General features: G+C 69.5%; 20 protein-coding genes. 7 read left to right on the forward strand and 13 right to left on the reverse strand.

Annotated elements, in window-relative coordinates:
• Positions 1-111: 111 nt before the first annotated feature.
• The 3 genes from D7Y21_RS03875 to D7Y21_RS03885 form a co-directional block, all read right to left on the reverse strand.
• Entirely contained in the window at positions 112-501 is a 390-nt protein-coding gene (locus tag D7Y21_RS03875; RefSeq protein ID WP_121711321.1) for a hypothetical protein, read from the reverse strand.
• Entirely contained in the window at positions 501-1307 is an 807-nt protein-coding gene (locus tag D7Y21_RS03880) for an LPP20 family lipoprotein (protein WP_121711323.1), read from the reverse strand. Before D7Y21_RS03880 ends, D7Y21_RS03875 begins: the two co-directional genes overlap by 1 nt.
• Before the next feature lie 203 nt (positions 1308-1510).
• Positions 1511-1843 carry a PilZ domain-containing protein gene (locus tag D7Y21_RS03885; RefSeq protein WP_120566093.1) on the reverse strand — a complete coding sequence of 111 codons (333 nt, stop codon included), beginning with the start codon at positions 1841-1843 and terminating at the stop codon, positions 1511-1513.
• A gap of 235 nt (positions 1844-2078) precedes the next feature.
• Here D7Y21_RS03885 and D7Y21_RS03890 point away from each other — a divergent pair, with 235 nt between their 5' ends.
• A complete protein-coding gene (locus tag D7Y21_RS03890) occupies positions 2079-2822 on the forward strand; it encodes an FKBP-type peptidyl-prolyl cis-trans isomerase (RefSeq protein WP_121711326.1) in 744 nt (247 codons plus the stop codon).
• Between the two features lie 45 nt (positions 2823-2867).
• On the opposite strand, the gene D7Y21_RS03895 is transcribed toward D7Y21_RS03890, so the two are convergent.
• From D7Y21_RS03895 to uvsE, 6 genes are all read right to left on the reverse strand, one after another.
• Positions 2868-3113: a hypothetical protein gene (locus D7Y21_RS03895; RefSeq protein ID WP_121711328.1), complete on the reverse strand. Its 246-nt coding sequence runs from the start codon at positions 3111-3113 to the stop codon at positions 2868-2870.
• Positions 3110-3760, reverse strand: a complete 651-nt coding sequence (locus tag D7Y21_RS03900) for a hypothetical protein (protein ID WP_120566096.1) — start codon at positions 3758-3760, stop codon at positions 3110-3112. The genes D7Y21_RS03895 and D7Y21_RS03900 overlap by 4 nt, the downstream gene beginning before the upstream one ends.
• 42 nt (positions 3761-3802) lie before the next feature.
• The gene (locus D7Y21_RS03905) at positions 3803-5893 is read right to left on the reverse strand and encodes a hypothetical protein (protein WP_121711330.1); all 2091 of its coding nucleotides are present in this window, start codon (positions 5891-5893) and stop codon (positions 3803-3805) included.
• Positions 5894-5969: 76 nt separating this feature from the next.
• Positions 5970-6173, reverse strand: coding sequence for a cold-shock protein (locus D7Y21_RS03910; protein ID WP_014397260.1), 204 nt, complete (start codon positions 6171-6173; stop codon positions 5970-5972).
• A 134-nt stretch (positions 6174-6307) separates the two neighbouring features.
• Entirely contained in the window at positions 6308-8143 is a 1836-nt protein-coding gene (locus tag D7Y21_RS03915; protein WP_121711332.1) for a M2 family metallopeptidase, read from the reverse strand.
• A gap of 45 nt (positions 8144-8188) precedes the next feature.
• A complete protein-coding gene (gene uvsE, locus D7Y21_RS03920; protein WP_233611960.1) occupies positions 8189-9124 on the reverse strand; it encodes a UV DNA damage repair endonuclease UvsE in 936 nt (311 codons plus the stop codon).
• A gap of 118 nt (positions 9125-9242) precedes the next feature.
• Between uvsE and D7Y21_RS03925 the strand changes: the two genes are divergently transcribed.
• The 4 genes from D7Y21_RS03925 (at position 9243) to D7Y21_RS03940 (ending at position 14111) form a co-directional block, all read left to right on the forward strand.
• Complete coding sequence (locus D7Y21_RS03925; RefSeq protein ID WP_121711336.1) at positions 9243-10343, forward strand: DHH family phosphoesterase; 1101 nt, start codon at positions 9243-9245, stop codon at positions 10341-10343.
• 33 nt (positions 10344-10376) lie between these two features.
• Positions 10377-10919 (forward strand): DUF3105 domain-containing protein, encoded by a 543-nt coding sequence (locus D7Y21_RS03930; RefSeq protein ID WP_233611962.1) that lies wholly within the window; start codon positions 10377-10379, stop codon positions 10917-10919.
• 154 nt (positions 10920-11073) lie between these two features.
• Positions 11074-12915 (forward strand): hypothetical protein, encoded by a 1842-nt coding sequence (locus D7Y21_RS03935; protein ID WP_121711340.1) that lies wholly within the window; start codon positions 11074-11076, stop codon positions 12913-12915.
• A gap of 68 nt (positions 12916-12983) precedes the next feature.
• On the forward strand, positions 12984-14111 hold the full coding sequence (locus D7Y21_RS03940; RefSeq protein ID WP_121711342.1) for a heparan-alpha-glucosaminide N-acetyltransferase domain-containing protein: 1128 nt from the start codon (positions 12984-12986) through the stop codon (positions 14109-14111).
• Here D7Y21_RS03940 and D7Y21_RS03945 read toward each other — a convergent pair.
• The gene (locus D7Y21_RS03945; protein WP_120566104.1) at positions 14068-14559 is read right to left on the reverse strand and encodes a VOC family protein; all 492 of its coding nucleotides are present in this window, start codon (positions 14557-14559) and stop codon (positions 14068-14070) included. The two genes, D7Y21_RS03940 and D7Y21_RS03945, sit on opposite strands and share 44 nt — an antisense overlap.
• 144 nt (positions 14560-14703) lie before the next feature.
• Between D7Y21_RS03945 and D7Y21_RS03950 the strand changes: the two genes are divergently transcribed.
• Entirely contained in the window at positions 14704-16533 is a 1830-nt protein-coding gene (locus tag D7Y21_RS03950) for a von Willebrand factor type A domain-containing protein (RefSeq protein WP_121711344.1), read from the forward strand.
• A 101-nt stretch (positions 16534-16634) separates the two neighbouring features.
• On the opposite strand, the gene D7Y21_RS03955 is transcribed toward D7Y21_RS03950, so the two are convergent.
• The gene (locus D7Y21_RS03955; protein ID WP_121711346.1) at positions 16635-17231 is read right to left on the reverse strand and encodes a hypothetical protein; all 597 of its coding nucleotides are present in this window, start codon (positions 17229-17231) and stop codon (positions 16635-16637) included.
• A gap of 215 nt (positions 17232-17446) precedes the next feature.
• Between D7Y21_RS03955 and D7Y21_RS03960 the strand changes: the two genes are divergently transcribed.
• The gene (locus D7Y21_RS03960) at positions 17447-18049 is read left to right on the forward strand and encodes an expansin EXLX1 family cellulose-binding protein (protein ID WP_120566107.1); all 603 of its coding nucleotides are present in this window, start codon (positions 17447-17449) and stop codon (positions 18047-18049) included.
• A 32-nt stretch (positions 18050-18081) separates the two neighbouring features.
• Here D7Y21_RS03960 and D7Y21_RS03965 read toward each other — a convergent pair whose 3' ends face one another.
• Together D7Y21_RS03965 and D7Y21_RS03970 are read right to left on the reverse strand one after the other, a co-directional pair.
• Positions 18082-18681, reverse strand: coding sequence for a hypothetical protein (locus tag D7Y21_RS03965; protein ID WP_121711348.1), 600 nt, complete (start codon positions 18679-18681; stop codon positions 18082-18084).
• An 82-nt stretch (positions 18682-18763) separates the two neighbouring features.
• A complete protein-coding gene (locus D7Y21_RS03970; protein ID WP_121711350.1) occupies positions 18764-24304 on the reverse strand; it encodes a DNA repair ATPase in 5541 nt (1846 codons plus the stop codon).
• Between the last annotated feature and the right edge of the window lie 13 nt (positions 24305-24317).

A 24317-nucleotide genomic window follows, 5' to 3' on the forward strand; every position in this document is an offset into this window, starting at 1 on the left:
CCTGTCCCCGCCCATCCTACGGCGTCTTCGGCCCCTGATTGCGGTCCTTGAGTGCGCCCGGGGCGTCGCCCGCCACCTCGTGGTGCAGGGCGCCAGCCTTGACGGCCCCGCTCAGGGAGGGACGCCGCCGCTTTCGGGCGCCAGGGGCCGGAGCTTCACCTTCAACGTCACCCGCGCTCCACTGGGCTGGTAGTAGGTCGTGTAGGGATAGAACCCGCGCTTCTTCACCTCCACCTGGTGGAAGCTCGCGTCCGCCATCCGCAGGCTCCGCGACACCCCGGCGAAGTCGCTGCACGTCCCCTGCTCCACACCGTCCAGCAGGATCTGCGCGTCCGAGGGCTCGCACCGGAGCACCAGGTCGCCGCGCTTGGCGGCATTGGACGCCATCAACTGCTCCGCGCGGGCCACCGTCGCGGGCTGCTCCTGCTTCGCCGCGCAGCCGCCCGTCAGCATCGCCGCCATCGCGAGCACGGCCGTCGTCCGGAAGGAGTTCACGGACATCACTGCGTGACGATGACAACCCGGCCCTCGGCCAGGAAGCGCGTGTTCGCCTCGGTGAGCGCGCGGATGCCTTCGGCGCTCAGGACCAGGTCGGAGCCCTGAAGCTGCGCGGCCTTCACCACCAGGGGCTTGTCTCCCACGCGCGAGGCCTTCCGGGCCTCGTCCAGGCTGTTGAACCAGGCCGCGACGCCAGCGGTGCCGCGCGCCTCTTCCGTGAGCACCGTCGCGCCGTAGAGCGCCTTGCCCGTCGCGTCCACCAACCGGGGCGCGAGCACCGGCTTCGCGCCCAGCCCTCTCGCGTCCACCACGAGCCCCGTGTACTTCGCCGCGCCATCGGCGTTGAGCACGATGGCCGGATCCTGCGCGGGCGTCAGCGCCGCGGAGAGCGCCGCGAGCGGCAGCTCCACGTCCATCTCCACGCCGCTGTCGGAGAAGTAGCGCGTGGCCACGACCTTGTAGCCGCGGATGGCGCCCTCGACGCGGCCCTTCACGTCGTCGCGCGCCAGCTCGTCGCCCACCGTGCGGCCCGCGCTCACCTGGATGCTCTTCGCCTGCTCCAGCAGGTTGCGGAACGCGTCCTGCTTCGCGGCGCGCTCGGCGCCCAGGCGCGCCTGCCCGGGGTTGGCGGCCTTGAGGTCGGGGGCTCCGGCGCCCGTGGCCCGCAGGATCTGGCCCTCCCAGTTGATGCCCGGATTGCCCGCGCCGCGCGCGGGTCCAGCGGCGGGTGCGGCGACCTTCGCGTCCTTGCCCTGGCCCAGCGCCGTCAGCGGCACGACCAGCAACAATCCCCACAGCGAACGCCTCACGGAGCACTCCTCCCGTTGTCGCCGCCGCGAAAACTCGGCGAGCGCACAGGGAACCTCTCCGGTCATTCAAGGGGGGCGCTTCGCGCGAAGTCAAGGCGACCCGGAGACAGTCGGATCCGCCTGATGCGCCTGGCGCGGGGTACCGCGAACCGCCGGTGGCACCGCGCAATCGCGGTGACGCACGCGGAGGGTAACGCCTCGTGTCAGTTGCCTTCGGTGTGACGGTCGACGTAGGCGTCAATCATCTTGCGGTGCCGCTCGGTGAGCAGCGTGAAGCGCACGCCGGACTGCTCCTTGCGGCCCAGTTCCTTCCACTCGCGTACGACTTCACCCTCGGCGTAGATGATCTCCTCGGAGCCGGGGAGCTGGAACTGGAGGCCCACGCGGCGCGCGTCGTGCTGGGGCTCGATGAGGCGGGAGAGGCTGACGCCTTCCTGGCTGATGTCCGCGGCCCGGGTCATGTACGGCACGCCGCCCATGTACTTGTTGAGGTAGATGTCCAGGGGCGCCCGATTGGCCTTCCGCTTCTCGCTCATTGGCTCATGACCTCCAGCTGGTGCAACAGGCTGCTGCGGGGGTGCAGCGACCTGAAGGCACAGTACGTTCAGACGTCATGCGCGCAAGAAAACGGCGGCCTTCCCGCGCGCCAGGCAAGCCTTCGTGCGCCGTGGTTTTCCGCTCGCTGGATTCTTCGCGTTGGCCTGTGCGCACGGATGACCCGCGGCGCACGAGCGGCCCTATAGTCCCCCCATTCTCGTGAAAGGCGGAAGCATGCGTATGCAGTGGAAGGCAGCCCTGGTCCTGATGCTCGGTGCTCCGAGCCTCGCCCTGGCCCAGGCCCCGACGAAGAGTTCCAAGCCGGCCGCCGCGCCCGAGGCCGCCGCGAAGGCCACCCCCGCCCAGGCGCCCCTGGAGCTCAAGACGGATGATCAGAAGACCATCTATTCGCTCGGCCTCTCGCTGGGCCAGAGCGTGACGGCGCTCGCCCTCACCCCCGAGGAGCTGGCGCTGCTCCAGCGCGGCATCCAGGACGCGGTCGCCGGCACTCCGCCCGCGGTGGATCCGAAGGAGTACGCGGCGAAGCTCCAGACGCTCGCCAAGGCGCGCATGGCCCAGGTCAACGTCGCCACGTTGGATCGCGCGTCCAAGGAGCCCGGGGCCACCCGGCTGCCCTCCGGCGTCATCTACCGCGAGCTCAAGGCCGGCACCGGCAAGTCGCCCCGCGCCATCGACACCGTGAAGGTGCACTACCAGGGCACGCTGGTGGACGGCTCGGAGTTCGACAGCTCCTACAAGCGCGGCATGGCGGTGGAGTTCCCGCTCAACGGCGTCATCCCCTGCTGGACCCAGGGCGTGCAGAAGATGAAGGTCGGCGGCAAGGCGAAGCTCACCTGCCCCGCGAGCACCGCGTACGGAGAGCGCCCGCCCACGGGCTCGCGCATCCCGCCCAACGCCGTGCTCACCTTCGAGGTGGAGCTGGTGGAGATCCCCGGCAACACCGCCGCCACGCCGTAGTGTCTTGCGACGGGGACCCGCATGCGGCGGGTCCCCGCGAAGGCATCACGGCGCGGACAGCTTCACGGACCGGCCACCGAAGGGCGGATTGGCCATGATGGCCTGGGCCATGCGGTCCGCGAAGGCGCGTCCCTCCTTCTGGAAGGACTCCGTCTCCTCCGCGTTCAGGCGCACGCGCACCTCGAACTGGACGATGCCGCCCACCACGACCTCGATGGACAGCGCCCCGTCCCGTTCGCGCAGCACGCGGTACAGGAGGGGGCTCTGGAGGAGCACCTCCTCGTCGCTCACGGAATCTCCGCCACCTGCGTGTCCGCCACCGGCGCGTTGATGACCATCACCTCAGGCGCGCCGCCGGACGTGTAGCCGCCGAACTTGAAGCAGTCGGTGTCCTCCGGCGTCTGGCACTTCCACACGCCCGGATCCGCGTCCACCGGCAGGCGCGTGCAGACCTTCTGCGCGCCCAGGTCCAGCGTCATCATCCGCAGGGGGCCTTCGAAGTTCTTCGCCGGCAGGCCCAGCGCCTGGCCCAGCACCGCCGGGTCATGCTTGCCGTCCGCCGTCTTCGCCTTCTCCACCGCGCCGTGGATGGACGCGGACGGCGCCGCGAACAGGTAGCAGCCCACGTCGTTGCAGCGGCCGAAGTTCTTCGCGCCCGTCTGCACCACGAACTTCTGGTACGCGCTGTCCGTCATCAGCCACGACACCTTGCGGTCCGGGAAGTTCTTGTCCAGGTGCTGATCAATCCCGTAGGGGCTGGCCAGCGTGTCCGCCTCCTTGGAGATCGCCTTCTGCGTGTCGTCGCAGTAGTCGACCAGCGACGCGGTACCGGGCGTCGGCTCCGTCGTGTCCGGGGTCTTCGTGCCGCCCTTCGTCGTGGCACAGCCGACCATCGCCGACAGGGAACCCAGCACCAGCGCACGAGAGATGAAATTCAAGGTCAATCCTCCAGATGAGTGAAATGGGGAATGCCCGAACTATCACAGTGCGGCTTCGGTGGCGCGCAACAATGCGTCCGCGCTGACGGGGGCGCCGGTGGCGTGGCGCATCCATTCGTCCGGGGTGACGGAGCCGAAGGTGGCCATGCGCTCGAACTCCGCGCCCAGCGGGCCGTGCTGCTTCAGGTGCCCTTCAATCTGGAAGGCGATGAGGTGCCCGAGCGGGTAGTCCGGCAGGTACAGCGGGTAGCTGATCATGTGGCTGTAGATGCCCAGCACCGGGCTGTCCTTCCGCCCCAGCACCGGCGCGTAGTAGCGGTTCCACACGTCGCGCGACAGGCCGGCCACCGCGTCGCGCAGCTGGGCGGGCGTGGCGTCCGGGTGTTCGTACATCCAGTGCCACGTGGCCATGTCCACCAGCGCCACGCCGGCGATCTCCCACGTCTGCCAGAAGTCGTTGAGCACCCGCTCGCGCTCGCTGGCCGCGTCCGGCTGGCCCAGGCCCAGCAGCTCCAAGTCGCGCGCCTGGAAGACGAAGGCCAGTGCCTCCGTGAAGGCGTTGTTGGGGACGCCGGACAGGAGCGTGTGGTCCACCTGGTACAGGCTGAAGACCTGCTCCACGTTGTGCCCCAGCTCGTGCACCGCGATGTTGTAGCCCTTGTAGTCCATGCCCCCCTTCTCCACGCGCGTGCGCAGGCGGGGGAAGTCGCCCCGGCGCAGCGCCTGCTGGGCATGGCCCGCGCCTCGGGAGGCGTCCACGCGGATGTACGACGCGAGCACGTCCGCCTTCTCCCGCGTGAAGCCCAGGCCCTGGAGGATGCGCGGGATGTCGCGCGCGAAGGCGTCCGCCGTGGGGTAGCGCTTGCGCGTCAGCGCATCCAGCTGTGCCTCCGGCACCTTCGAGCCCGGACGGAAGCCCGGGTACCACAGGTCCTGCGGCTCCAGCGGGCGGCCCAGGCGGGACTCGATGAGCTTCGCCACGCGAGGCACCAGCGGTGACTCCAATATCTGGGTGAGCAGCGCGCGCACGCGCTCCTCCGGCAGGCCCCGGTCCAGTTCGAAGGCGCGGGCGATGCGGGTGGGCGCCACCGGCGAATACGGGTCCACCTTCCGCGATGCATTGAACGTGGCGAGCAGCCGCGCGTAGCGCGTGTCCGGCTCCGGCGCGGCGTCCGCCTTCGTGGCTCGCTGGGGCGCGTTCGCCTCCACCGTCTCCGGCGGCGCCACCGTGACCTTGTTGGTGAACGGATCCCAGTCCACGCGCGGGTTGTCGATGACGGCGGCGGGGATGCTCTGCGTGACGATGCGCTCCATCACCTGGACGATCATCCGCTGCTTCGCCAGCCCTTGCGGATCCGTGTAGTCCGCCTTCAGCTCGTCGCGCAGGTTCCAGTGGCTGATGAGGCGCAGCCCCTGGGGGAAGAGGCGCTGGCCCTTCGCGTCCACCAGGTGGTGCATCCAGACGTTGTACTCGGCGATGTAGAGGTTCGCGTCCGCGATGGCCTGCGACACCTTCTGCTCCACCGCCGCGGGCACGCGCCGGTTGAAGCGCGACGCGAGCTTCGCCTCCGCCCACTGGCGCCGCGTCCACGACGGGCCCTCCTTCACGCGCTCGGCCAGCGTGGTGAGCGGGAAGTTGAGCAGCACGACGAAGCCCGGCTTCGCGTTGAACAGGTCCGACGTGACGTTGGCGGACGGGTCATACGCCGCGAGCAACGGCTCCACCGGCAACAGCGGGCCCAGGTCCAGGTCCGTGAACCACTGGAGCTCGCGGCCCAGCTCGTTCATGTGGCCGTCGAACTGTTCGAACAACCCTTCGAAGCGCGTGAACGTCGCGTCCAGTTGGGGGCCGGTGGGCAGGAACTGCTCGCGCGCGAAGGCCGTCAGGTCCCCGTCCTCCGGGCGCCAGAGCGCGGCCACCTGATCCACGCCGCGCTCGATGCGGGCGCGCTGCGGTTCGCCGTGCTGCTTCACCAGCTCCTGCTTGAGCGCGGCCAGCGACGCCTTCGACACGGGCGCGGACGTCGCCGACGCGGTGGCAGGGGCTGGCGGCGTGGGGGCCGTGGAGGTGGAGGACGTGGCGCACCCGAGGGCGGCCACCAGGGGAAGGAAGCGCAGACGGAAGGCGGACATGCGGGCTCCGGAAAATACAGAAGGCCCGACCCGGTGAGAGTCGGACCTTCTTGGGTGAATCAGGAAACGGTCAGGCTCAGGCGGCGCGAACGTTCTGCGCCTGCAGGCCCTTGGGGCCCTTGGTGACTTCGAACTCCACCTTCTGGCCCTCGGCCAGGGTGCGGAAGCCGTCCATGTTGATGGCGGTGTGGTGGCAGAACACGTCCTCGCCGCCGCCGTCCTGCGTGATGAAGCCGAAGCCCTTCGCGTCGTTGAACCACTTCACGGTACCAGTCGCCATTTGCTGTTCTTCTTTCATCGCGGACAGGAAGAGTCGCCGTCCGGTCCTACAGAGTTCGACCCTACAAGACGGGCACAAGCCTAAGCGCCCGTCCCGGGCGAAGTCCACTCCCAGGAAACATCACCAGGCAAACGTCACCAGCCGCACTTCTGGCCCTTGTTCTGCTCCTGGAGCCAGCGACGCAGCGGGGCGAAGTACTCCAGCATCGGCGTGGCATCCATCTGGCGGGTGCCCGTCATGGCGGACAGCGCGTCCGGCCACGGCTTGCTCGCGCCCAGCTCCAGCATGGCCTGCAGGCGCGCGCCCGCGGCCTTGTTGCCGTAGATGGAGCACTCGTTGAGGGGGCCCTTGATGCCGGCGGCCTCGCACAGCGCCTTGTGGAACTGGAACTGGAGGATCCGCGCGAGGAAGTAGCGCGTGTACGGCACGTTGGCGGGCACGTGGTACTTGGCGCCCGCGTCGAAGTCCTGCTCCGTGCGGGCCACCGGCGCGGCGATGCCCTGGTACTTCGTGCGCATCGCCCACCAGCTCTTGTTGTAGTCCGCCGGCTTCACCTTCCCGCTGAACACGTCCCAGCGCCACTGGTCCACCAGCAGGCCGAAGGGCAGGAAGGCCACCTTCTCCAGCGCGTCCTTCAGCTGGAGGTTGATGACGTTCTTGTCGTTCTTCTCCACCGCGTTGAGCAGGCCCGCCTGCTGGAGGTAGGCCGGGGTGATGGAGAGCGTGAGCGCGTCGCCAATGGCCTCGTGGAAGCCGTCGTTGGCGCCGGCCTGAAAGAGGACGGGGAGCTTGTAGTAGTACGTGTAGTAGTAGTTGTGGCCCAGCTCGTGGTGGATGGTGACCAGGTCCTCCTCGGTGGGCTTGATGCACATCTTGATGCGCAGGTCGTTGTCGTACGTCACGTCCCAGGCGGACGCGTGGCAGACGACGTCGCGGTCCTTCGGCTTGGTGAACTGCGAGCGCTCCCAGAAGGTCTGCGGCAGCGGCTTGAGGTCCAGCGAGGTGAAGAACTTCTCACCCAGCTTCACCATCTTCTGCGAGTCGTAGCCCTGCTTCACCAGCGCGCTGCCCACATCCAGGCTGGCCTGGCCGGGGAACGGCTCCACCAGCGGGTAGATGTTGTTCCACTCCTGCGCCCACATGTTGCCCAACAGGTGCGCGGGGATGGGCTTGCCGGCGGGCACGGCCGCTTCGCCGTACTGCTTCGCGAGCCGGCCGCGCACGTAGCAGTGCAGCTCGTCGTACATGGGCTTGACCTGGCCCCAGAGGCGCTGCGCCTCCTTCTCGAACTCCGCCGGGGTCATGTCGTAGGACGACCGCCACAGCGTGCCCAGGTCGTTGAAGCCAATGTCCTTCGCGCCCGAGTTGGAGAGGTTCACCAGCTGCGTGTAGAGCGGGCGCATGGGGCGGCTGATGGCGTGCCAGCCGGTCCACGCATCCAGGAGTTCGTCCGCGTTGCGGCTCTCCGCGATGACGTCGGACAGCTCCTCCAGGTCGCGGCACTTCCCCTTGCCGTCCTTGCCGCAGTACTTGCCCTTGCCATAGAGGCCCTCCAGCTTCGCGGCGGTGGCGGCCAGCTCCGCGCGCTGCTTGGGGTCGGCCGGGGCGGGCAGCGTCTGGGACACGCGCAACAGGTGCAGCATGCGCGCGGTGTCCGCGTCCAGCTTCAGCCCGTCGAAGCGGCGCGAGTCCTTGATGGCGTTGTTGACGTAGGCCATCACCTCTTCGTTGACGGAGGCGGCGTTCCGCTCCGTGTCGTCGGTGATGTACGTGCTCTTGATCCACTCGGCGGTGGCCTGGCGGGTCCAGAGCTGCTTCAGGTCCGCGTTGAGCTTCTCGGCGAACTGCTTCGCCTCCGCGGGCGTGGCCTTCGCGGCCGGAGCGGGCGTCGTCTGCGCGCTGGCGGCGGGCGCCGCGAGCGACAGGGCGGCCAGGGCCGCGCGCATCAAGGACTGGGGAGTGCGGGTCATGGGCGCGGACACTATGGGAAGTGCCCTGCCCTCGCACCCGCGAAGTCACGGGGCCCGCGCGCCCTGTCCCCTGGGTGGACGCTGAGACATCGCCTCCCGACGCAGTGCGAAAACCGCGCGGTCCTTCTCCTTCGCCTCCAGCATGAAGTCCGCGGGCCCGTCGAGCGCGGCCACCATGGCGCGGAAGTCCGCCGGGACGATGAGGTCCGAGTGCGCGCCGGGCCGCCCGCCTGCCTTCTGTGACGCCAGGTGGAATTTGGGCCGCAGGTCCAGTGCGCGCCAGGTGGCGGACGCTTCGCGCACCAGCTCCTCCACGGACATGGGTGGATCCGACGGCAGCACCGCGTTGTGCAGGTTGTCCCCCACCATGGGTACGCCGTGCTCGCGAGCCAGCGGCAGCACCTCGCGAGCGGTCCAGACCTTGTCATCGTGTTCGATGGTGATCCGCTGACGCAGGTCCTCCGGCAGCGTGTCCAGCATGCGGTGCGCGGCGTCCAGCGCTTCCGGGCGGCTGGGCGCGGCGCCGCCCACGTGGATGACGACGCGGCACTCGGGGCCGGCATCCAAAAGGTCCAACACGCGCGCGCTGTAGCGCAGCTCCGCGATGGCGGCGTCGCGCACGCGTTCGTGACGCGAGGACAGCGACGCGCCGGCCGGCGACGGATGCAGGGACAGCCGCTGCTGGGACTGGCGTGCGATGCGGGCCAGCGTGGCGAAGGTCCCCGCGAAGGTCTTCCACCACGGCAGCGTGTTCACCGGGTGCGAACCGAACGGGATGAGAGACGAGCCGATGCGAAACAGGTGGATGCCGTGCTCCGCGTTGAAGCGCAGCAGCTGCTCCAGCTCCTCCAGGTTCTGTGCGGCGAGCGCCTCCAGGCGCTGCGGCGTCGCGGTGGCCAGACGGCAGGTGTGGCTGGCGCTCACGCCCAGCGTCAGGGATTGGGCCACGTAGCCCAGCCGATAGGTCGAAAGGCCTTCCATGCCTGCAAAGGTCGCCACGCTCGCGCGGTGCGACTGAACGCGGGGGCCCGTCCGGAGGGCGACCAGCCACGACGGACGCGCCCTGCCGTGCCGCTACAGGCAGTGACAGCTTTGCTTCATGCTTCTGGGACACACGAAAGACGCGCACTGGCCGGCTCCAGAGGCGGCGATGGACCAGGCGCGCGAGTTCCTGGAAGCGTGCCGGGACAAACACGTGCTCGTGGTCCCGCACACGGACGTGGACGGGCTCACTTCTGGAGTGCTGATGCTGCGGGCACTCCAGTCCCTGGGGGCCCGGCCGACGGCGCGCCTGCCAGGCAAGGGAGAGGACGTCCACCACCCGGGCTTCCTGGAGCGGCTGGGAGCCTCCTCCACGGAGGCACTGGTGGTGCTGGACATGGGCAGCCGCGCGGAGCCGCTGCTTCCCGGCGTGCCCACGCTGGTGGTGGATCACCACGCGTCGGAGGCATTCCCCTCCGGTGCGCAGGTGCTCACCGCCTACGGCCATGGGCCCGTGGCGAACACGAGCCTGCTCACGTACGTGCTCACGTCCTCGTTCGTCGTTCCCGGCCCGCTGGAGTGGCTGGCGGTGCTGGGGACAGTGGCGGACCTGGGCACGGACGCGCCGATGCCATTCCTCAAGGACGCGCTGCGACGGGCGAAGCGCTCGTCCGTCACGGAGGCGGTGGCGCTGCTCAACGCGGCCCGCCGCTCCAGCCGGTTCGCGGCGCCGCTGGCGATGCAGGTGCTCTTGCGCGCGGGCAGCGCGACGGACATCGCGGAGGGGCGCGTGCCCGGCGTGGACGCGCTGCGCGACTGCCGCCTGGAGGTGCAGCGCGAGGTGGCCCGGTGCTCGAAGACGCCGCCGCGCTTCGCGGGCAACCTGGCGCTCCTGCTGTTCAGCTCCGAGGCGCAGGTGCACCCGCTGGTGGCCATGCGCTGGGTGCAGCGGTTGCCGGACCAAATCGTCGTCGCCGCCAACACGGGCTACCTGCCCGGCCGCGTGAACTTCGTGCTGCGAAGCCGCGAGCCGGTGGACCTGCTCGCGATGCTGCGGGGCCTGGAGCTGCCGTCGATGGGGGGCTCGTTCGCGCACGGCCATTCGCGGGCCACGGGTGGCAGCCTGCCTCCCGCGGACTTCCTGCGCCTGATGGATGCCCTGGGCTTCCGGGGGCTGAGCGGCCGGGACGTGGAGCGGCGTGGCGTGGCGCCGGGATGAGGCGCTCAGGGCCGTTGCGATATGACGGGGTGGATGCCTCGCGCCCTCTCCGCCCTCCTCTTCTCGCTGTGCCTCGCCTGCGGTTCGACGAACGATGATCCGCCCAACCCCGGTGGCGAAGCCTGCCAGCGGTATTCGTTCCCGCTGTCAGACATGTCACCGGCCAATCACGTGAGTTCGTGCGGCAGCACCGCGTGCGGCAACGGTGAGAACCCGCCCAACTCCGGCCTGCACTGCCCCACGTGGCTGTCGTGCCGCAGCTACACCGCGGAGCAGCCGCGCTGTTCGTGGATCCACAACCTGGAGCACGGCCACGCGGTGTTCCTCTACAACTGCCCGGAGGGCTGCGCCGACGAGGTCGCGAAGCTGGAGTCCGCGATGGCGAAGGCCGCGGTGGGCAGCAATGGCGTGCGCCGCGCGCTCGTCGCTCCGGACTCGCAACTGCCCAAGCGCTTCGCCGCATTGCTGTGGCGCCGCACGTACCTGATGGACTCCGTGGATCCAGACGCGCTCACGTGTCTGCTCGCGCTCCAGGATGTGGATGCCAATGAACCGGGATTGGTCTGCCCTCCGTGAGCGTGCCCGCAACGCATCGATGACGCCACGGCCTGGAGCCCGGTCACCTGGCGGGCCGGGGGGCGACTGGTGGCATGGCGGGTGAGCGGCCGCTCAGGGGCGATGCAGGCCAGGACCGGAAGGACTGGGGGCGCCTGAGCGTACTAGCGCCTCCATGACCAACACCATTCGACGCGCCTTCGCGGCGCTGCTGACGCTGACGTGTCTCGGGGCGCTGTCCGCCCAGGCCGCCACGGGTGTGCAGGGCCCCGTGCCCCCGGCATTCCAGAATCGCTTGATGGTGGGCCTCTTCGAGGAGGCCGGCCAGAACTGGATGCGGGACAGCAACGTGCCGTGGGACGCGCGCTACCGCTACTTCACCAAGGGCTGGGCGGACAACTGGGGCTACGGCGCCCGTGACGGCAGCTGGGCCGCCAGCTTCTTCACGGAGACGAAGGCGCAGGGCTACGTCCCCGTCGTCACCTACTACCAGCTCTTCGGTGAGCCGGGCGGCGGCGAGCAGGAGACGCTCGCGAAGCTGAAGAACGCTTCCACCATGCGCTCCTACTTCGAGGACGTGAAGCTGCTCCTCCAGCGCGCGAAGACCTTCGGCAGCCCGGTCATCCTCCACGTGGAGCCGGACGTGGTGGGCTTCCTCCAATTCCAGACGGCCTCCAACCCCAACGCCCCCGCGGCCATCGCCTCCTCGGGGATGCCGGAGCTCGCGGGCCTGCCCAACACCGTCGCAGGGTGGAGCCTGGCGTTCCTCCAGCTGCGCAAGGCCGTGGGCGCGAACAACGTCGTGCTGGGCCTGCACATCTCCGCGTGGGCCAGCGGCAAGGACATCGCGTTCAACTCGCTCACGGATCCGCTCCAGCCGGAGGTGGACAAGGTCGTCAACTTCCTCAAGCCGCTGGGCCTGGGCACCAACGTCACCGGCGCCACCTATGACGTGATCGTGGGCGACCCTCTGGATCGCGACGCGGACTTCTACCGGCTCACGCAGGGCGCGGATCACACGTGGGACATGAGCGATGCGGCGTCCCTCACGTCGCGCTCGTACAACCGCTACGCGGAGTGGCTGCGCCTCTGGAACCAGACCTCCGGCAAGCGCTGGATGCTGTGGCAGATCCCGCTGGGCAATTCCAACCACCTCAACATCAACAACAGCGGCGGAGCGCGCCAGGGCTACAAGGACAACCGCACCGAGTACTTCTTCGGCGCGAGCGGTGACGCGCACCGGCGCAAGTTCGCCAACGTGGGCGTCGTCGCCCTGATGTATGGCGCGGGCGCGGGCGGCCAGAGTTCCTACCAGAACGACCAGGGCACCGACGGCCAGCCGTACCTGAAGCAGCGCGCGGGCACGTTCCTCAACGCGGGCGGCCTGCTCCTGCCCGCGGCCGGCACCACGCTTCCGCCCCCGGGCGGCGGCGGATCCACCGATGGTGGCACCGTGGACGCCGGCACCCCGCCGGTCGACGCGGGCACCCCCGACGGCGGCACTCGTCCCGATGGTGGCACCGACGGCGGCGTGGACGGCGGCACCGGTTCCTCCGACGCGGGCACTCCGGCCGACCCGTCGAAGTACGGCTTCGAGTCCGGCGCGCAGGGCTGGACCGCCAGCGGCGCCGCGCTGTCCGCCGTGAGCAACACGACGGCCAAGGCCTTCGCGGGCACCCGTTCGCTGGCCGTGCCCTTCAACGGCACGTCCGGCAAGGGCACGGTGGCCGTGTCCAACGCGGCCGTGCCGTCCGGGAAGACGGTGACGTTCCAGCTGTGGCTGCCCACTGGCAGCAAGATCACCGGCGTCCAGCCCTACACCCTGGAAGGTGCCTCCGCGAACTGGCGCTGGACGGGCAACTGGATCGCCGTCAGCAGCCTCAAGGCCGGCGCGTGGAACGCCATCACCGTGAAGCTGCCCTCCGGCTCCAGCACCCCGCTGTACCAACTGGGCGTGGAGTTCCAGACGACGGGCACGTGGAAGGGCACGGTCTACCTCGACGCCGTCAGCTGGTAGTCCAACCAGTTCCCGGTCCCGCGAGCGCGTGCAACCGCCCGCGGGACCGACGTAGGGTAGCGCCCCCCGTGAGCACCCTGCCCTCCGCCGTTCCCGCCTCCCGCGAGCGCGTGCGCGCCATCGACTGGCTGCGCGGCCTCTCCGTCCTCTTCATGATCCAGACCCATGCGCTCGTGCTGCTCACCCCCGAGCTGCGCAAGAGCGTGTGGACCGGACGGCTGCTCAAGGTGGACGGGCTGGTGGCCCCCGCGTTCATCTTCTCCGCCGGGTTCGCGCTGGCGCTGCTCATGGTCCGCAGCGCCGCCGCGGGCGCGCTGCACGAACGTGTCCCCCGCAACCTGCGCCGCATCGCGGAGGTGTTCGCCGTCGCCGCGCTCGTCAACTGGGTGTGGTTCCCCATCCGCTCCGAACCCGTGTGGCTGCTGCGCCTGGACATCCTCCACTGCGTGGGGCTGTGCCTGCTGCTCACCCTGCCCATGGCCGCGCTGCTGGCCTCACGTCCGCGAGTGCTCGCGGGCACCGCCTTCGTCCTGGCGATGGTGGCGTTCGCGCTGGCGCCCTTCAGTGACTCCGCGGGCGAGCCCTGGGCGTCGTTCCTGCGCAAGTCCAACTGGGCCCCCTTCCCGCTGGTTCCATGGGTGGGCTTCGCGTGGCTGGGCGCCTTCGCGGGCTGCATCGCGGGCGCGTGGGGCCGCAAGGGCCTGGCGCGAGCCCTGGGCTTCCTCATCGCGCTGGGGCTTCTGGGCACGCTGATGCCGGGCGTGCTCAACAACCTCTACCCACCGCACCGCTTCTTCGTCACCAACCCGTCCAACTCCGCCACCCGCTTCATGTGGGTCTGCGCGGTGCTGCTCGTGATGCTGTGGGTGGAGGGACGGATGGCGCCGGACGCGAAGCCCTCGCGCGCGCGCCGCTTCCTGGAAGTCTTTGGCACCGCGTCGCTGTCCGCGTACTTCTTCCACGAGATGCTGCTGTACTACCGCGTCTTCGGCGTCTTCTCGTTCCAGAAGCTGTGGGGCGACTCCAGCGGGTGGCTGAAGTACGCCGGCCTGCTCGCGCTGCTCATCGCGTGCACGTTCGTGCTGTGCGTCGCGTGGGATCCGGTGGAGCGCGCAATGAAGAAGGCCTTCGCGCGCGCCACCCAGTGGCTGCTCAGTGCGCCGCGTTGGCTGCGGCCTGCTCGAAGGCGCGGATGATCTCCGGCGGGGCCTGCACCAGCTCAATCAGCACGCCCTCGCCGCTCAGCGGGAACTGATCACTGGCCTTCGGGTGGATGAAGCACACGTCGAAGCCCGCCGCGCCCTTGCGGATGCCGCCGGGCGTGAAGCGCATGCCCTGCCCTTCCAGCCACTTGACGGCCACCGCCAGGTCGTCCACCCACAGGCCCACGTGGTTGAGCGCCGGGTCGTGCACCTTGGGACGGCCGTCGGGGTTGACGGGCTGCATCAAGTCCACCTCCACCTTGAAGGGGCCCGCGCCCGCCACGACGATGTCCTCGTCCACGTTCTCCTTCTCGCTGCGGTAGGTGCCGTGGGCCGTCAGGCCCAGCGTGTCCACCCACAGCTTGCGCAGGGCGCCCTTGTCCAGCCCCCCGATGGCGATCTGCTGGATGCCCAGAATCCGGAACGGTCGTGTCGTCTCCATGGCCGGGGACCGTCGCAAAAGGGGTCCCCCCACGCAAGCGCGGCCCACGTCCGGACCCGGGAAAAATTCACCGGATAAACCCATTCCGGAGGTCGGCCGTTTCCAGGGGCACGCTGACTTCCTCCCGTCGTCCCGGAGCCGCCCATGTCCCCCTTCTTCTCGAAGCGCCGCGTGTCCTTCGTCAGTGGTGCCCTCCTCTGTGCCAGCCTCGTGAGCGCGTGCTCCTCGATGGAGCCGGCGCAGGGCGTGTCGGCGCGCAACGAGCTCAAGCCCCAGGCCACGGCGACCACCCAGAGCGCCCCCAAGGACGAGAACTTCACCGCCCGGATGGCGCCTCCGCCGCCCTCCACCCCGGCCGCGGCCCCGGCCGCCAAGAAGCGCGGTGACGTCGCCGCCGCGCCCGCGCCCTTGATGGTCGAGGAGCGTGAGGCTTCCGACGCCCTGGCTGCACCGGAGCCCGCCATGCGGCGCGCCCCTCCGGCGAAGGAGGCCAAGGCCGCCATGACCATGGGCGCGGCGACGGGCGCCCTGGGTGGCGCCCCGGCTCAGCCCCAGCAGCCCCTGGAAAAGCGCAAGATGGAGATGGACGGTGACAAGGGCGTCGCCGAGGGCGGCAACGTCTTCGAGACCTACAAGGCCAACGCCTTCACCGAGACGGACAAGGACAACCTGTCCACCTTCGCGGCGGACGTGGACACGGCCTCCTACTCCATGGCGCGGCGCTACCTGCAGCAGGGCCAGCTGCCGCCCACCCACGCGGTGCGCGTGGAGGAGTTCGTCAACTACTTCAAGTACCGCTACACGCCGCCGGAGGAAGGCGCCTTCACCGTGCACCTGGAGGGCGCGCCCTCGCCCTTCAACGCGCGCCGCCAGTTCGTGCGCGTGGGCGTGCAGGGCAAGGTCGTCTCCCGCTCGCAGCGCAAGCCCGCGCACCTGGTGTTCCTGGTGGACACCAGCGGCTCCATGGCGTCGTCGGACAAGCTGCCGCTGGCCATTGAATCCATCAAGGTCGCGGTGAAGAACCTCAACGAGAACGACACCGTGGCGCTCGTCACCTACGCGGGCTCCACGCGGGACGTGCTGGCGCCCACGCCCGCCACGGACGTGAAGAAGATCCACGCGGCGCTGGACACGCTGGTCGCGGGCGGTGGCACGGCCATGGGCTCCGGCATGGAGACGGCCTACAAACACGCGGTGAAGAAGGCCGCGGGCGGCGTGGTGTCCCGCGTGGTGGTGCTCACGGACGGCGACGCCAACATCGGCCCCAACCTCACCCCCAAGGCCATGCTGGCCAGCATCGAGAAGTACGTGGCCGAGGGCGTCACCCTCACCACGGTGGGCTTCGGCATGGGCAACTACCACGACTCGCTGATGGAGCAGCTGGCCGACAAGGGCAACGGCAACAGCTTCTACGTGGACAGCATGAAGGAGGCGCGCAAGGTCTTCGAGACGCAGCTCACCGGCACGCTGGAGGTCATCGCGAAGGACGTGAAGTTCCAGGTGGAGTTCAACCCGAAGGCCGTCACCCGCTACCGCCTGATGGGCTACGAGAACCGCGACATCGCGGACAAGGACTTCCGCGACGACAAGGTGGACGCGGGCGAGATTGGCGCGGGCCACACCGTGACGGCGCTCTACGAGGTGGAGCTCACCGGCGAGGCGCAGGACCTGGCCACCGTGCGCATCCGCGCCAAGGCGCCCAACGGCACGGAGGCCAAGGAGCAGGCCTTCCCGCTCACCCGCGCCAAGCTGAAGCCGTCCATGGAGGCCGCGTCCAGTGACTTCCGCTTCGCCGTGGCCGTGGCCGCCACCGCGGACATCCTCCGCGCCGCGCCCGCCGCCGAGGGCTGGAGCCTGGCCACCACGCAGAAGCTGGCGGAGGGCGCCGTGGCCGGTGACTCCGACCGCACCGAATTCGTCCGTCTCATCGGCCAGGCCCGCGCGCTGACGACCGCGTCGGCCACCGGCCGCTGAGAGAAGCACCCAGCACGACACACCGGGAAACGCGCAGCAAGGGGGGCTCTGCCCGCCACCGGGGATGCACCGGTGGCGGGCAGGGCTTTTTCAGGGGTGCCTCAGATGACGGTGATGACGGGGGGCGTGGTGGTGGTGAAGAAGTCGGTGAAGCTCGCGAACCAGTAGGTCCCCGACTTGTTGTTGATCTTGCACGCCTTGGTGCCGGAGACGCTCAGGTTGGTCCCGGTGGTGCTGATGCTGCCCGTGCTGATGCTGCCCGTCATGTAGTCGCAGTAGATGTCCGCGTTGCGCGTGGTGGAGAGCGTCGTGGGGTCCACGGCGCGCACGGCCATGATGTGGGCCGCCGAGCCGCTCCATCCGTTCTTCATCACGAAGCCCACCGCGAGCCCCAGGTTCGAGCCGACGAGCGACACGGTGCCCGGCGCGCTCAGCGGGACGCTCTGGATGACCTGCGAAACGCCGGTCGTCAGGGTGCAGCTGGTGCCGCCCGTGCGGGTCAACACGACTTCGTACTGCGGCGGCGAGGTGGTGATCTGCACCGTGGACACGGAGTAGTCACAGCCCTGCGAGGACGCCGTGGTCAGCCGCGCGCTCTGCTGCGCGAGCTCCGCGCCGTCCTCCTGCTCCGGACCGCCACAGGCGGAGAGCACGAGGGCGGAGCCCAGACACACCACGGACGTCAGCTTGTTCATCATGGGAATTCCTTTCCTTTTTTGGGGAGGGGGAAGGCCCGGACGCTAACAAGCCCGTCTGACAGAACCAATACACGGAGTCCTGTCTGTCCTTGACGCGGAGCGACGCGTGTATAGTGCGCGGTATGAACCGACCCGCTTCGTTGCAAAATGCGTTGGTGTTGGCCCTGACCTCGCTTGCCTGTGGGGCATGCGGGGACTCCGCCTCTGGCGGGGGCGTGGCCCTGGGCTCCGAGCAGAAAGGGATTGCGACCTTCTACGACGCCACCGGTGCCGGCAACTGCAGCTACGACAAGGGCGGCGACCTGATGGTGGCCGCGATGAACCGCGAGCAGTACGACAACAGCGCCGCCTGCGGCCAGTGCGTGGACATCGTGGGGCCCAAGGGCAACGTGCGCGTGCGCATCGTGGACCAGTGCCCGGATTGCGATAAGGGCCACCTGGACCTGTCGCGCAAGGCCTTCGACAAGATCGCGGAGGAGAAGGACGGCCGGGTGAGCATCACCTGGACGCCGGTGTCCTGCGACGTGGCCGGCCCGGTGAAGTACCACTTCAAGGACGGCAGCAATCCCTGGTGGACGGCCATCCAGGTGCGCAACCACCGGCTGCCCATCCAGAAGCTGGAGTGGAAGCGCGACGGTGATTGGAAGGCGCTGAAGCGAGAGAGCTACAACTACTTCGTCACCGACTCGGGCGTGGGCGAGGGCCGCTTCCAGCTGCGCGTCACCGCACAGGACGGCCAGCAGCTGGTGGACTCCGTGGACAAGGTGCTGGACGACGGCAGCGTGGACGGGGCGGAACAGTTCGCGCCCCAGAAGTAGACGCGCGCTCCGCCGCCCCGTCCGTCACGGCATCAGAACGTCATGATGGACGGGGCCGTGGTGCTGGTGAAGAAGTTCACGTAGCTGGCCACGTAGTTGTTCCCCGAGCCCGTCTGGCCGGAGATGGTGCCGCTCTTCGTGCCGGACACGGTGAGCGTCGTCCCGTTGGACGCGATGGACAGGCTGCCCGAGTAGATGGAGCCCGAGCCCAGGAAGATGGACAGCCCCGTGGAGCGGACGATGGCCAGCGTGTCCGGAGCCACGTGCTTGAGGCCCAGGGACTGGGGCGAGCTGCCGCTGACGCTGGTTTTGTACGTGTAGCTCACGGCCACGCCCAGGTCGTTGGCCGCCAGCGACAGCGTGGGCGAAGTGCCGGTGGAGGAGCCCACCACTACGCTGCCCGCGCCGAAGGCACAGGTGGCATCCGCCGCGCGAGTGACAGTGACGTCATAGATGGGAGGAAAGGTTCCCGCCCGCGCCGCGGACGACACCGTGAAGGTGCAGCCCTGGGACGTCCCCGTCACCAGCGCGGACTCCTGGGTGGCGAGGCCGTCCTCCCCCTCCACGCCAGCACCACACGCCGTGAGGCCCGCGACGGCGCAAAGAGAGACAACAGACTTGAGGTTCAGCATGGGATTGCACTCCAGGGTTGGGGGCAGACAGCCCCCCGTCCTAGTGCGCAATGCCAGACGTTGAAAGCCCTTTTCGCAATCCCTAGCGCCGCAGCATGCCGCGCAGCAGCTCCAGGGCTTCAGTGACCCCCTGCCAGACCTGGAGCGCCTGGATGCGCTCGCCTTCGCCCTGCACGTTGCGGCGGGCGGCGCGCTCCAGGGGCAGCAGCGCCCCCTCCACCAGTTCAATCTGCCGGCTCAGCTCCGCCGGAGACGGGCCGTTCGCGGCGCGCTGGAGCGACTCCGCCTGGGAAGGCAGGGACACCGACACCGGCCGGTCCGCCAGGGCCGTGATCGCCTTGGAGAGCTGCGCCATGTACGGGCCGAAGTCCGGCGCGGGCGCCTGGGGCATGGGCGCGTTGCGCAGCGTGGGCGCCTCCTCCGCCTGGGCGGCCACGCGCTCGGTGAGGGCCTTGAGCAGGTGCGCCAGGTGCTTGAGGTACGGGGCCAGGTCCGTGGCCGGAGCCTGGGCCACCGGGGCGGGCATCGCCGGGAGGGACACCTGCACCGGGGCCGGCGGCTTCTGGGCGGCCTCGCGGCTGACGCGGGCCACCTCCAGCACGGCCTCGCGCAGGGCCTCCAGGTGCGGGGCCACGGGCGTGTCCTCGCTGGGGGCGTTCGCCTGCGCGGCGGCCTGCACCACCGCGTCGCGCACGGAGCCCAGCTGTTCCTCGATGGCGCCCAGCTGTCCGGTGACGCGCGCCACGGGGTCGTCCTCCTTGCCCCCCATGCGCTTCACGCGGGCGAAGCCCTGCTTGATCTCCTCCCAGCGCTTCGCCTTCTCCGGCGTCAGGCGCCCGCGCATCTCCTGGAGCTTGAGCAGGTTCTGCTCGGCCGCCGTGGTGAGCGTCTGGGATTCGCCCTGGTAGTGGTCGTCGATGCGGCGCTCCAGCTCGTCGTCCGTCATCGCGGAGACGACCTTCTCCGCCATCTTGCCCATGTTGCGGTAGCTGCCCTGCAACTTGAACGGCGGCTCCGTGCGGAAGCGCTCGTCCTGCGCGGCGGACGCGATGTACTGGAGGTTCACCTTGAGCAGCACCTGCTGCACGCGGAACAGCCGCTGGAAGACGGCGACAATCTCTTGCAGCTCCGCCGCCGCGTAGCCGTGCTTCAGCTCGCCGGAGGGGACGTCTTCGCCCTTGGCCATCCGGATGAGGCGGTGCACGTCCTGCGGGTCGCGCGTGGCCAGCGGCGCGAGCACCGGGTTGGAGGTGAGCGCGTTCTCCAGGTAGCTGAGCGCGAACAGGTCCTCCTTGCCATCCAGGATGTCACCCAGGTTGTAGGTGTCCGCGCGGTTGGCGAGCATGTCCGGGATGCGGAAGCGCTCGCCCGTCTCCGTGTACGGGTTGCCCGCCATCACCACGCAGAACTTCTTGCCGCGCAGATCATACGTGCGCGTCTGGCCATTCCAGACACCCTCCACGCGGCGCTGGCCGTCGCACAGGGAGATGAACTTCTGGAGCAGCTCCGGGTCCGTGTGCTGGATGTCGTCGAGGTAGAGCATCACGTTGTTGCCCATCTCGAAGGACAGGTTGATGCGCTCCACCTCCTGCCGCGCGGTGGCGTTGGGCGCCTCCGACGGATCCAACGACTTCACGGAGTGGCCCAGCGCCGGCCCGTTCACCTTCACGAAGGTGAGGCCCAGGCGGCTGGCCACGTACTCCATCAGCGTCGTCTTGCCGTAGCCCGGCGGAGACATGAGCAGCAGCATGCCCATGCGGTCCGTGCGCTTGCCCTCGCCCGCCGCGCCCAGCTGCTTGGCCAGGTTCGCGCCGATGAGCGGCAGGTACACCTCGTCGATGAGCCGGTTGCGCACGAAGCTCGTGAGCACCTTGGGCGTCAGCTCCTCCAGCCGCAGCTTGCGCCGCTCGCGGTCCAGCAGGTCCCGCAGGTACGAGCGGTAGGCCACGTACGCGGGCACGCGCACCTGGCGGAACTCGCCCAGCCGCGACAGGAACTCGTCCAGGCGCAGGGACAGCTTGCGGTCCTGGACGCGCGGGTGGCTGCCCAGCAGGCCCGTGGCCTCCGTGGCGGTAATGGCGCCGGCCGTCTCGCGGTCCAGCTTGCGCTCGGTGAGCAGCACCACCGCCGCTTCCAGCGCGACGTGCGCCGCGTCACCCGGGCCGCCCTCGCGCTTCGCGAGGAACGCGTCCACCCAGGCGCGGGCGATGCGCAGGCGCTCCGGCAGGTTCTTCTCCAGGCCGCGCAGGTCGTCATCGAACGCGGTGCGCGAACCGTGGCGGTCCAGGTGCGAGAGGAAGGCGTCCTTCAGCGCCAGGGCCTCGCGGCTGGTGGTGAAGCGAGGGCGGTCCACTGCCAGCTCCTCCACGAGGTAGCGGCCCGCCTGCCGGCCCTCCGCGGGCGAAGCCGTGAGGCCGTGGCCCTGGAGGAACGCGAGCACGCGCTCGCCCAGCTCGTCACCCAGCGCCACCAGGTCCGAGCCGATGTCGAACGCCTGCCGCAGCCGCGCGAGGCTGCGCGCGCGCCGGTGGAACACACCCCGGAGCGCCTCGTCCGGGTCGAATGCCCAGTACAGCGCGGCCCAGGCGCGAGGCACCGGGGCGAAGCGCAGCAGGCCCGCGCCCTGGTGCAGCGCGAGCAGCTTCTCCAGGAGCGCCGTCGCGTCCGCGTCGTGCACGCCGCGCTCGTAGCCCTCGTCGAAGCGGTCCGCCGCGTACGCGCGCACGCGCTCCATCAGCTGCCCCTGCGCGCCGGCCTCGTACAGCGCAGTGAGCGTGAGGCCGCCCTTCCCCTCCTCCGCATCCATCAGCAGGCCCGCGGCCAGGTACTCCGCGCGGTACACCTCGCGCGTCTCGGAGACCAGGTGCTGATCCCAGAGCTCGCGGTACTTGAGCAGCTCCGGGTCCTCCACCTTCTGGGTGTAGTCGGAGCCGGTGAGCTGGAGGTACAGCGCGCCGTCGCGAGGGACGAGCGTCAGCTCCAGCGGCTGCGTGTTGACGTGGAAGCGGTAGGGCCCCAGCTTGATGAGGCCTTCGCCACCCTCGAACAGGTCCTGCTTGTCGCGCAGGGCGCGCAGGGCTTCCTGCTTCGCGGACTTCACCCGCGACAGCACTTCGTCCGCGCGAACGCTGTCCTGGAGCGCCAGCAGCTGTTCGGACAGCTGCCGCAGCTTGAGGATCATCGCGTCGGACGCGAAGTAGGCGTTGAGCTCGTCGTCCGCCTTGAAGGACTTCGCCCGGCGCTGCACGCCCTGGAGGATGCGCTCCGCCGCGCCGAAGAGGCCCGAGGCCCGGCGCTGACGCTCGTCCACCAGCGCCTGCTTGCGCGCGCCGAAGGCCTCCAGCAGCTCCTCGCGCTTCTGGGTGATCTGCCCCAGGAACTCGTCGAACTCGCCGAAGCGGCCTTCCAGCTCCTCCAGCAGCACGGTGAGCTTGGAGAGCGCCTCGTCGCACTTCTCCGGCGAGTCCGCCTGCGACAGCGCGTTCTCGATGCTCTGGCCCAGCAGCTTGAACTGCGCGCCGAACTCCGCGCGCTTCTCCTTGCCGGACAGCTCCTTGCGCTTCGCCTGGAGCCCCGCGCGTACGCGGTTCAATCGGCTGAACAGCTCGGAGATGCCTTCAAGAATCCGGGCCCGGGCCAGCGGGTCGCCCACCTGGAGCCCGCCCACCACTTCACCCAGCACCTCCAGGCCCTGGGCGGTGCGATCCACGTCCTCGGCCAGCGGGGCCAGTTCGGCCGTCGTCGTCAGCGGCTCCAGCCGCTCCAGCAGCCCGTCCAGCCGCGAGGCCAGGGGCTGGAGCGCTTCGCCCTTCTGGAGGAAGTCCACGCACGCGGTGCTCACCGCGTCGGACGCGGCCACCACCGCCTGCTCCAGGGCGTCCACTCGCCCCAGGTCCATGTAGCGGACGTCCTTCAACGTAATCAGGTGCCCGCGGTGCCGGCGCAGGTCCGCCAGCGCGCGCATGAAGCCCTCGGCGTCCGTGAGCCCCTCCGGCTGCGCGTTGAGCAGGAGCGTCTCCTGCGTTTGCAGCGCCTGCGCGAGCGACTCCTCCGCGCGCTTGCGCATCGCGAGGACCTTCTCGAACTCATCGATGATGAGCTCGGAGGTGCGGCGCAGCAGCTCGATGGGCTCCTGGAGCCCCACTTCCGCGTGGGACAACCAGTAGTAGGCGTCCAGGGCGCGAGTGGCCGCGGCGACCAGGTCCTCGTAGGTGCGGCGCGTGGGCTTGTCCGTCTTCGCCACGCGCGGCAGCGTCAGCGCGTCGCTGATGCCGCGCACCAGCTCCGCGTTGCCCACCTTGCCCAGGTAGCCCGGCGCGGGGGGCAGCTTCGCCGCGTGCTCGTCGGAGACGAACGGCGTCTGCCACACCTGCATGGGGTGCACGCGCGTGGGCTCCTGCGACGTGGCGCGGAACACCACCAGCCCGCCGTCCGCGAAGAGGCTCATGCCGTGCGCCTGCAGCGGCGTCTGAACCTCCTTGCGCACCAGGTTGTACGGGAAGAGCACGTAGGCGCCGTCGTCCCGGCGGTGGAAGACGTAGAGCACGTCCTCCCCGTTGGGCGAGCGCACCGCCTGATGGAACTCCATCCCCTCCGACGCGCCCTCGAAGACCTTGTAGTCGCCCGTCTGGAGGTAGTAGCCGCCCGGGAAGACGATGCCCTGGTCCTCCGGCAGCCGCACGCAGGACTGACCGATGGCGTCGATGCGCACCACGTGCTGGGTGCGCGAGTTGAAGACGAGGTAGCGGTACGCCTTCTCCCGGAACGGCAGGATGCGCAGGAGGATGATCCCGCCCACCTGCGTCCAGGCGAACTCCGCGTCGTCCAGCGACTGGTCCGGGTCTTCCACCGGCTCGCTGTAGATGCCCAGGCCGGTGGTGGTGTTGTCCTCCACCTTCACGGTGAGGTCGCCCTTCACCGTCTCCACGAAGACCTGATCCAACACGTTGACGTGCGGGTGCTGGCCCAGCACGTACTGCTCGCGCGTGGCCACCGTCCACTCGAAGTCGTGCGACGGCGGGTAGACGTGGTCGCGCTCACCCTGGTTGTCCACGTAGGTGGCGCGGCCCTCTACGTCCACGTTGAAGCGGAAGACCTTGAGGTCGCGCGCGGACAGGCCCGTCTGGAACACCGCGAGCAGGCGCGAGTCCCGCCGCCGCAGCTGCAGCAGCTTCGCGTCCTTGTAGTACTTGTACAGCTCGCCGAAGTCCTTCACGAACCGGGGGTCCGCGAGGAAGCCGCCGGCCTCCGTGGGAGGCACGGCGGACAAGTCGAAGCCCTCGGCCGTCTTCTCGAAGCGGTGCAGCGAGAAGACGTCCGAGACGTTCGTCTCCTTCTTCAGGCCGATGAAGACGTTGTAGCCGAAGAGGAGGTACTTCCCGACGCTGACGATGTCGCGGGGGACGCAGTTGTTCTCCGTGCGCACCCGCTCGTTGCCAATGACGGTGAGCTCCGTGCCACCGAACAGCGCCTTGCGCCGCCCGTTGAGGTCGTTCGCCTGGGTCGCCAGCGCGTCCGCCTGGGAGAGGAGGCGCGCACGGATGACCTCGTAGCTGCCGCCCTCCAGCGTCGCCTCGCCCCCAGGCACCTGGGTGCCCGGGGTCTTGGTGCTGTCAGTTGCCATGGATGTTCACCGG

This window comes from Corallococcus sp. AB045 (assembly GCF_003668895.1).
Lineage (GTDB): Bacteria > Myxococcota > Myxococcia > Myxococcales > Myxococcaceae > Corallococcus > Corallococcus coralloides.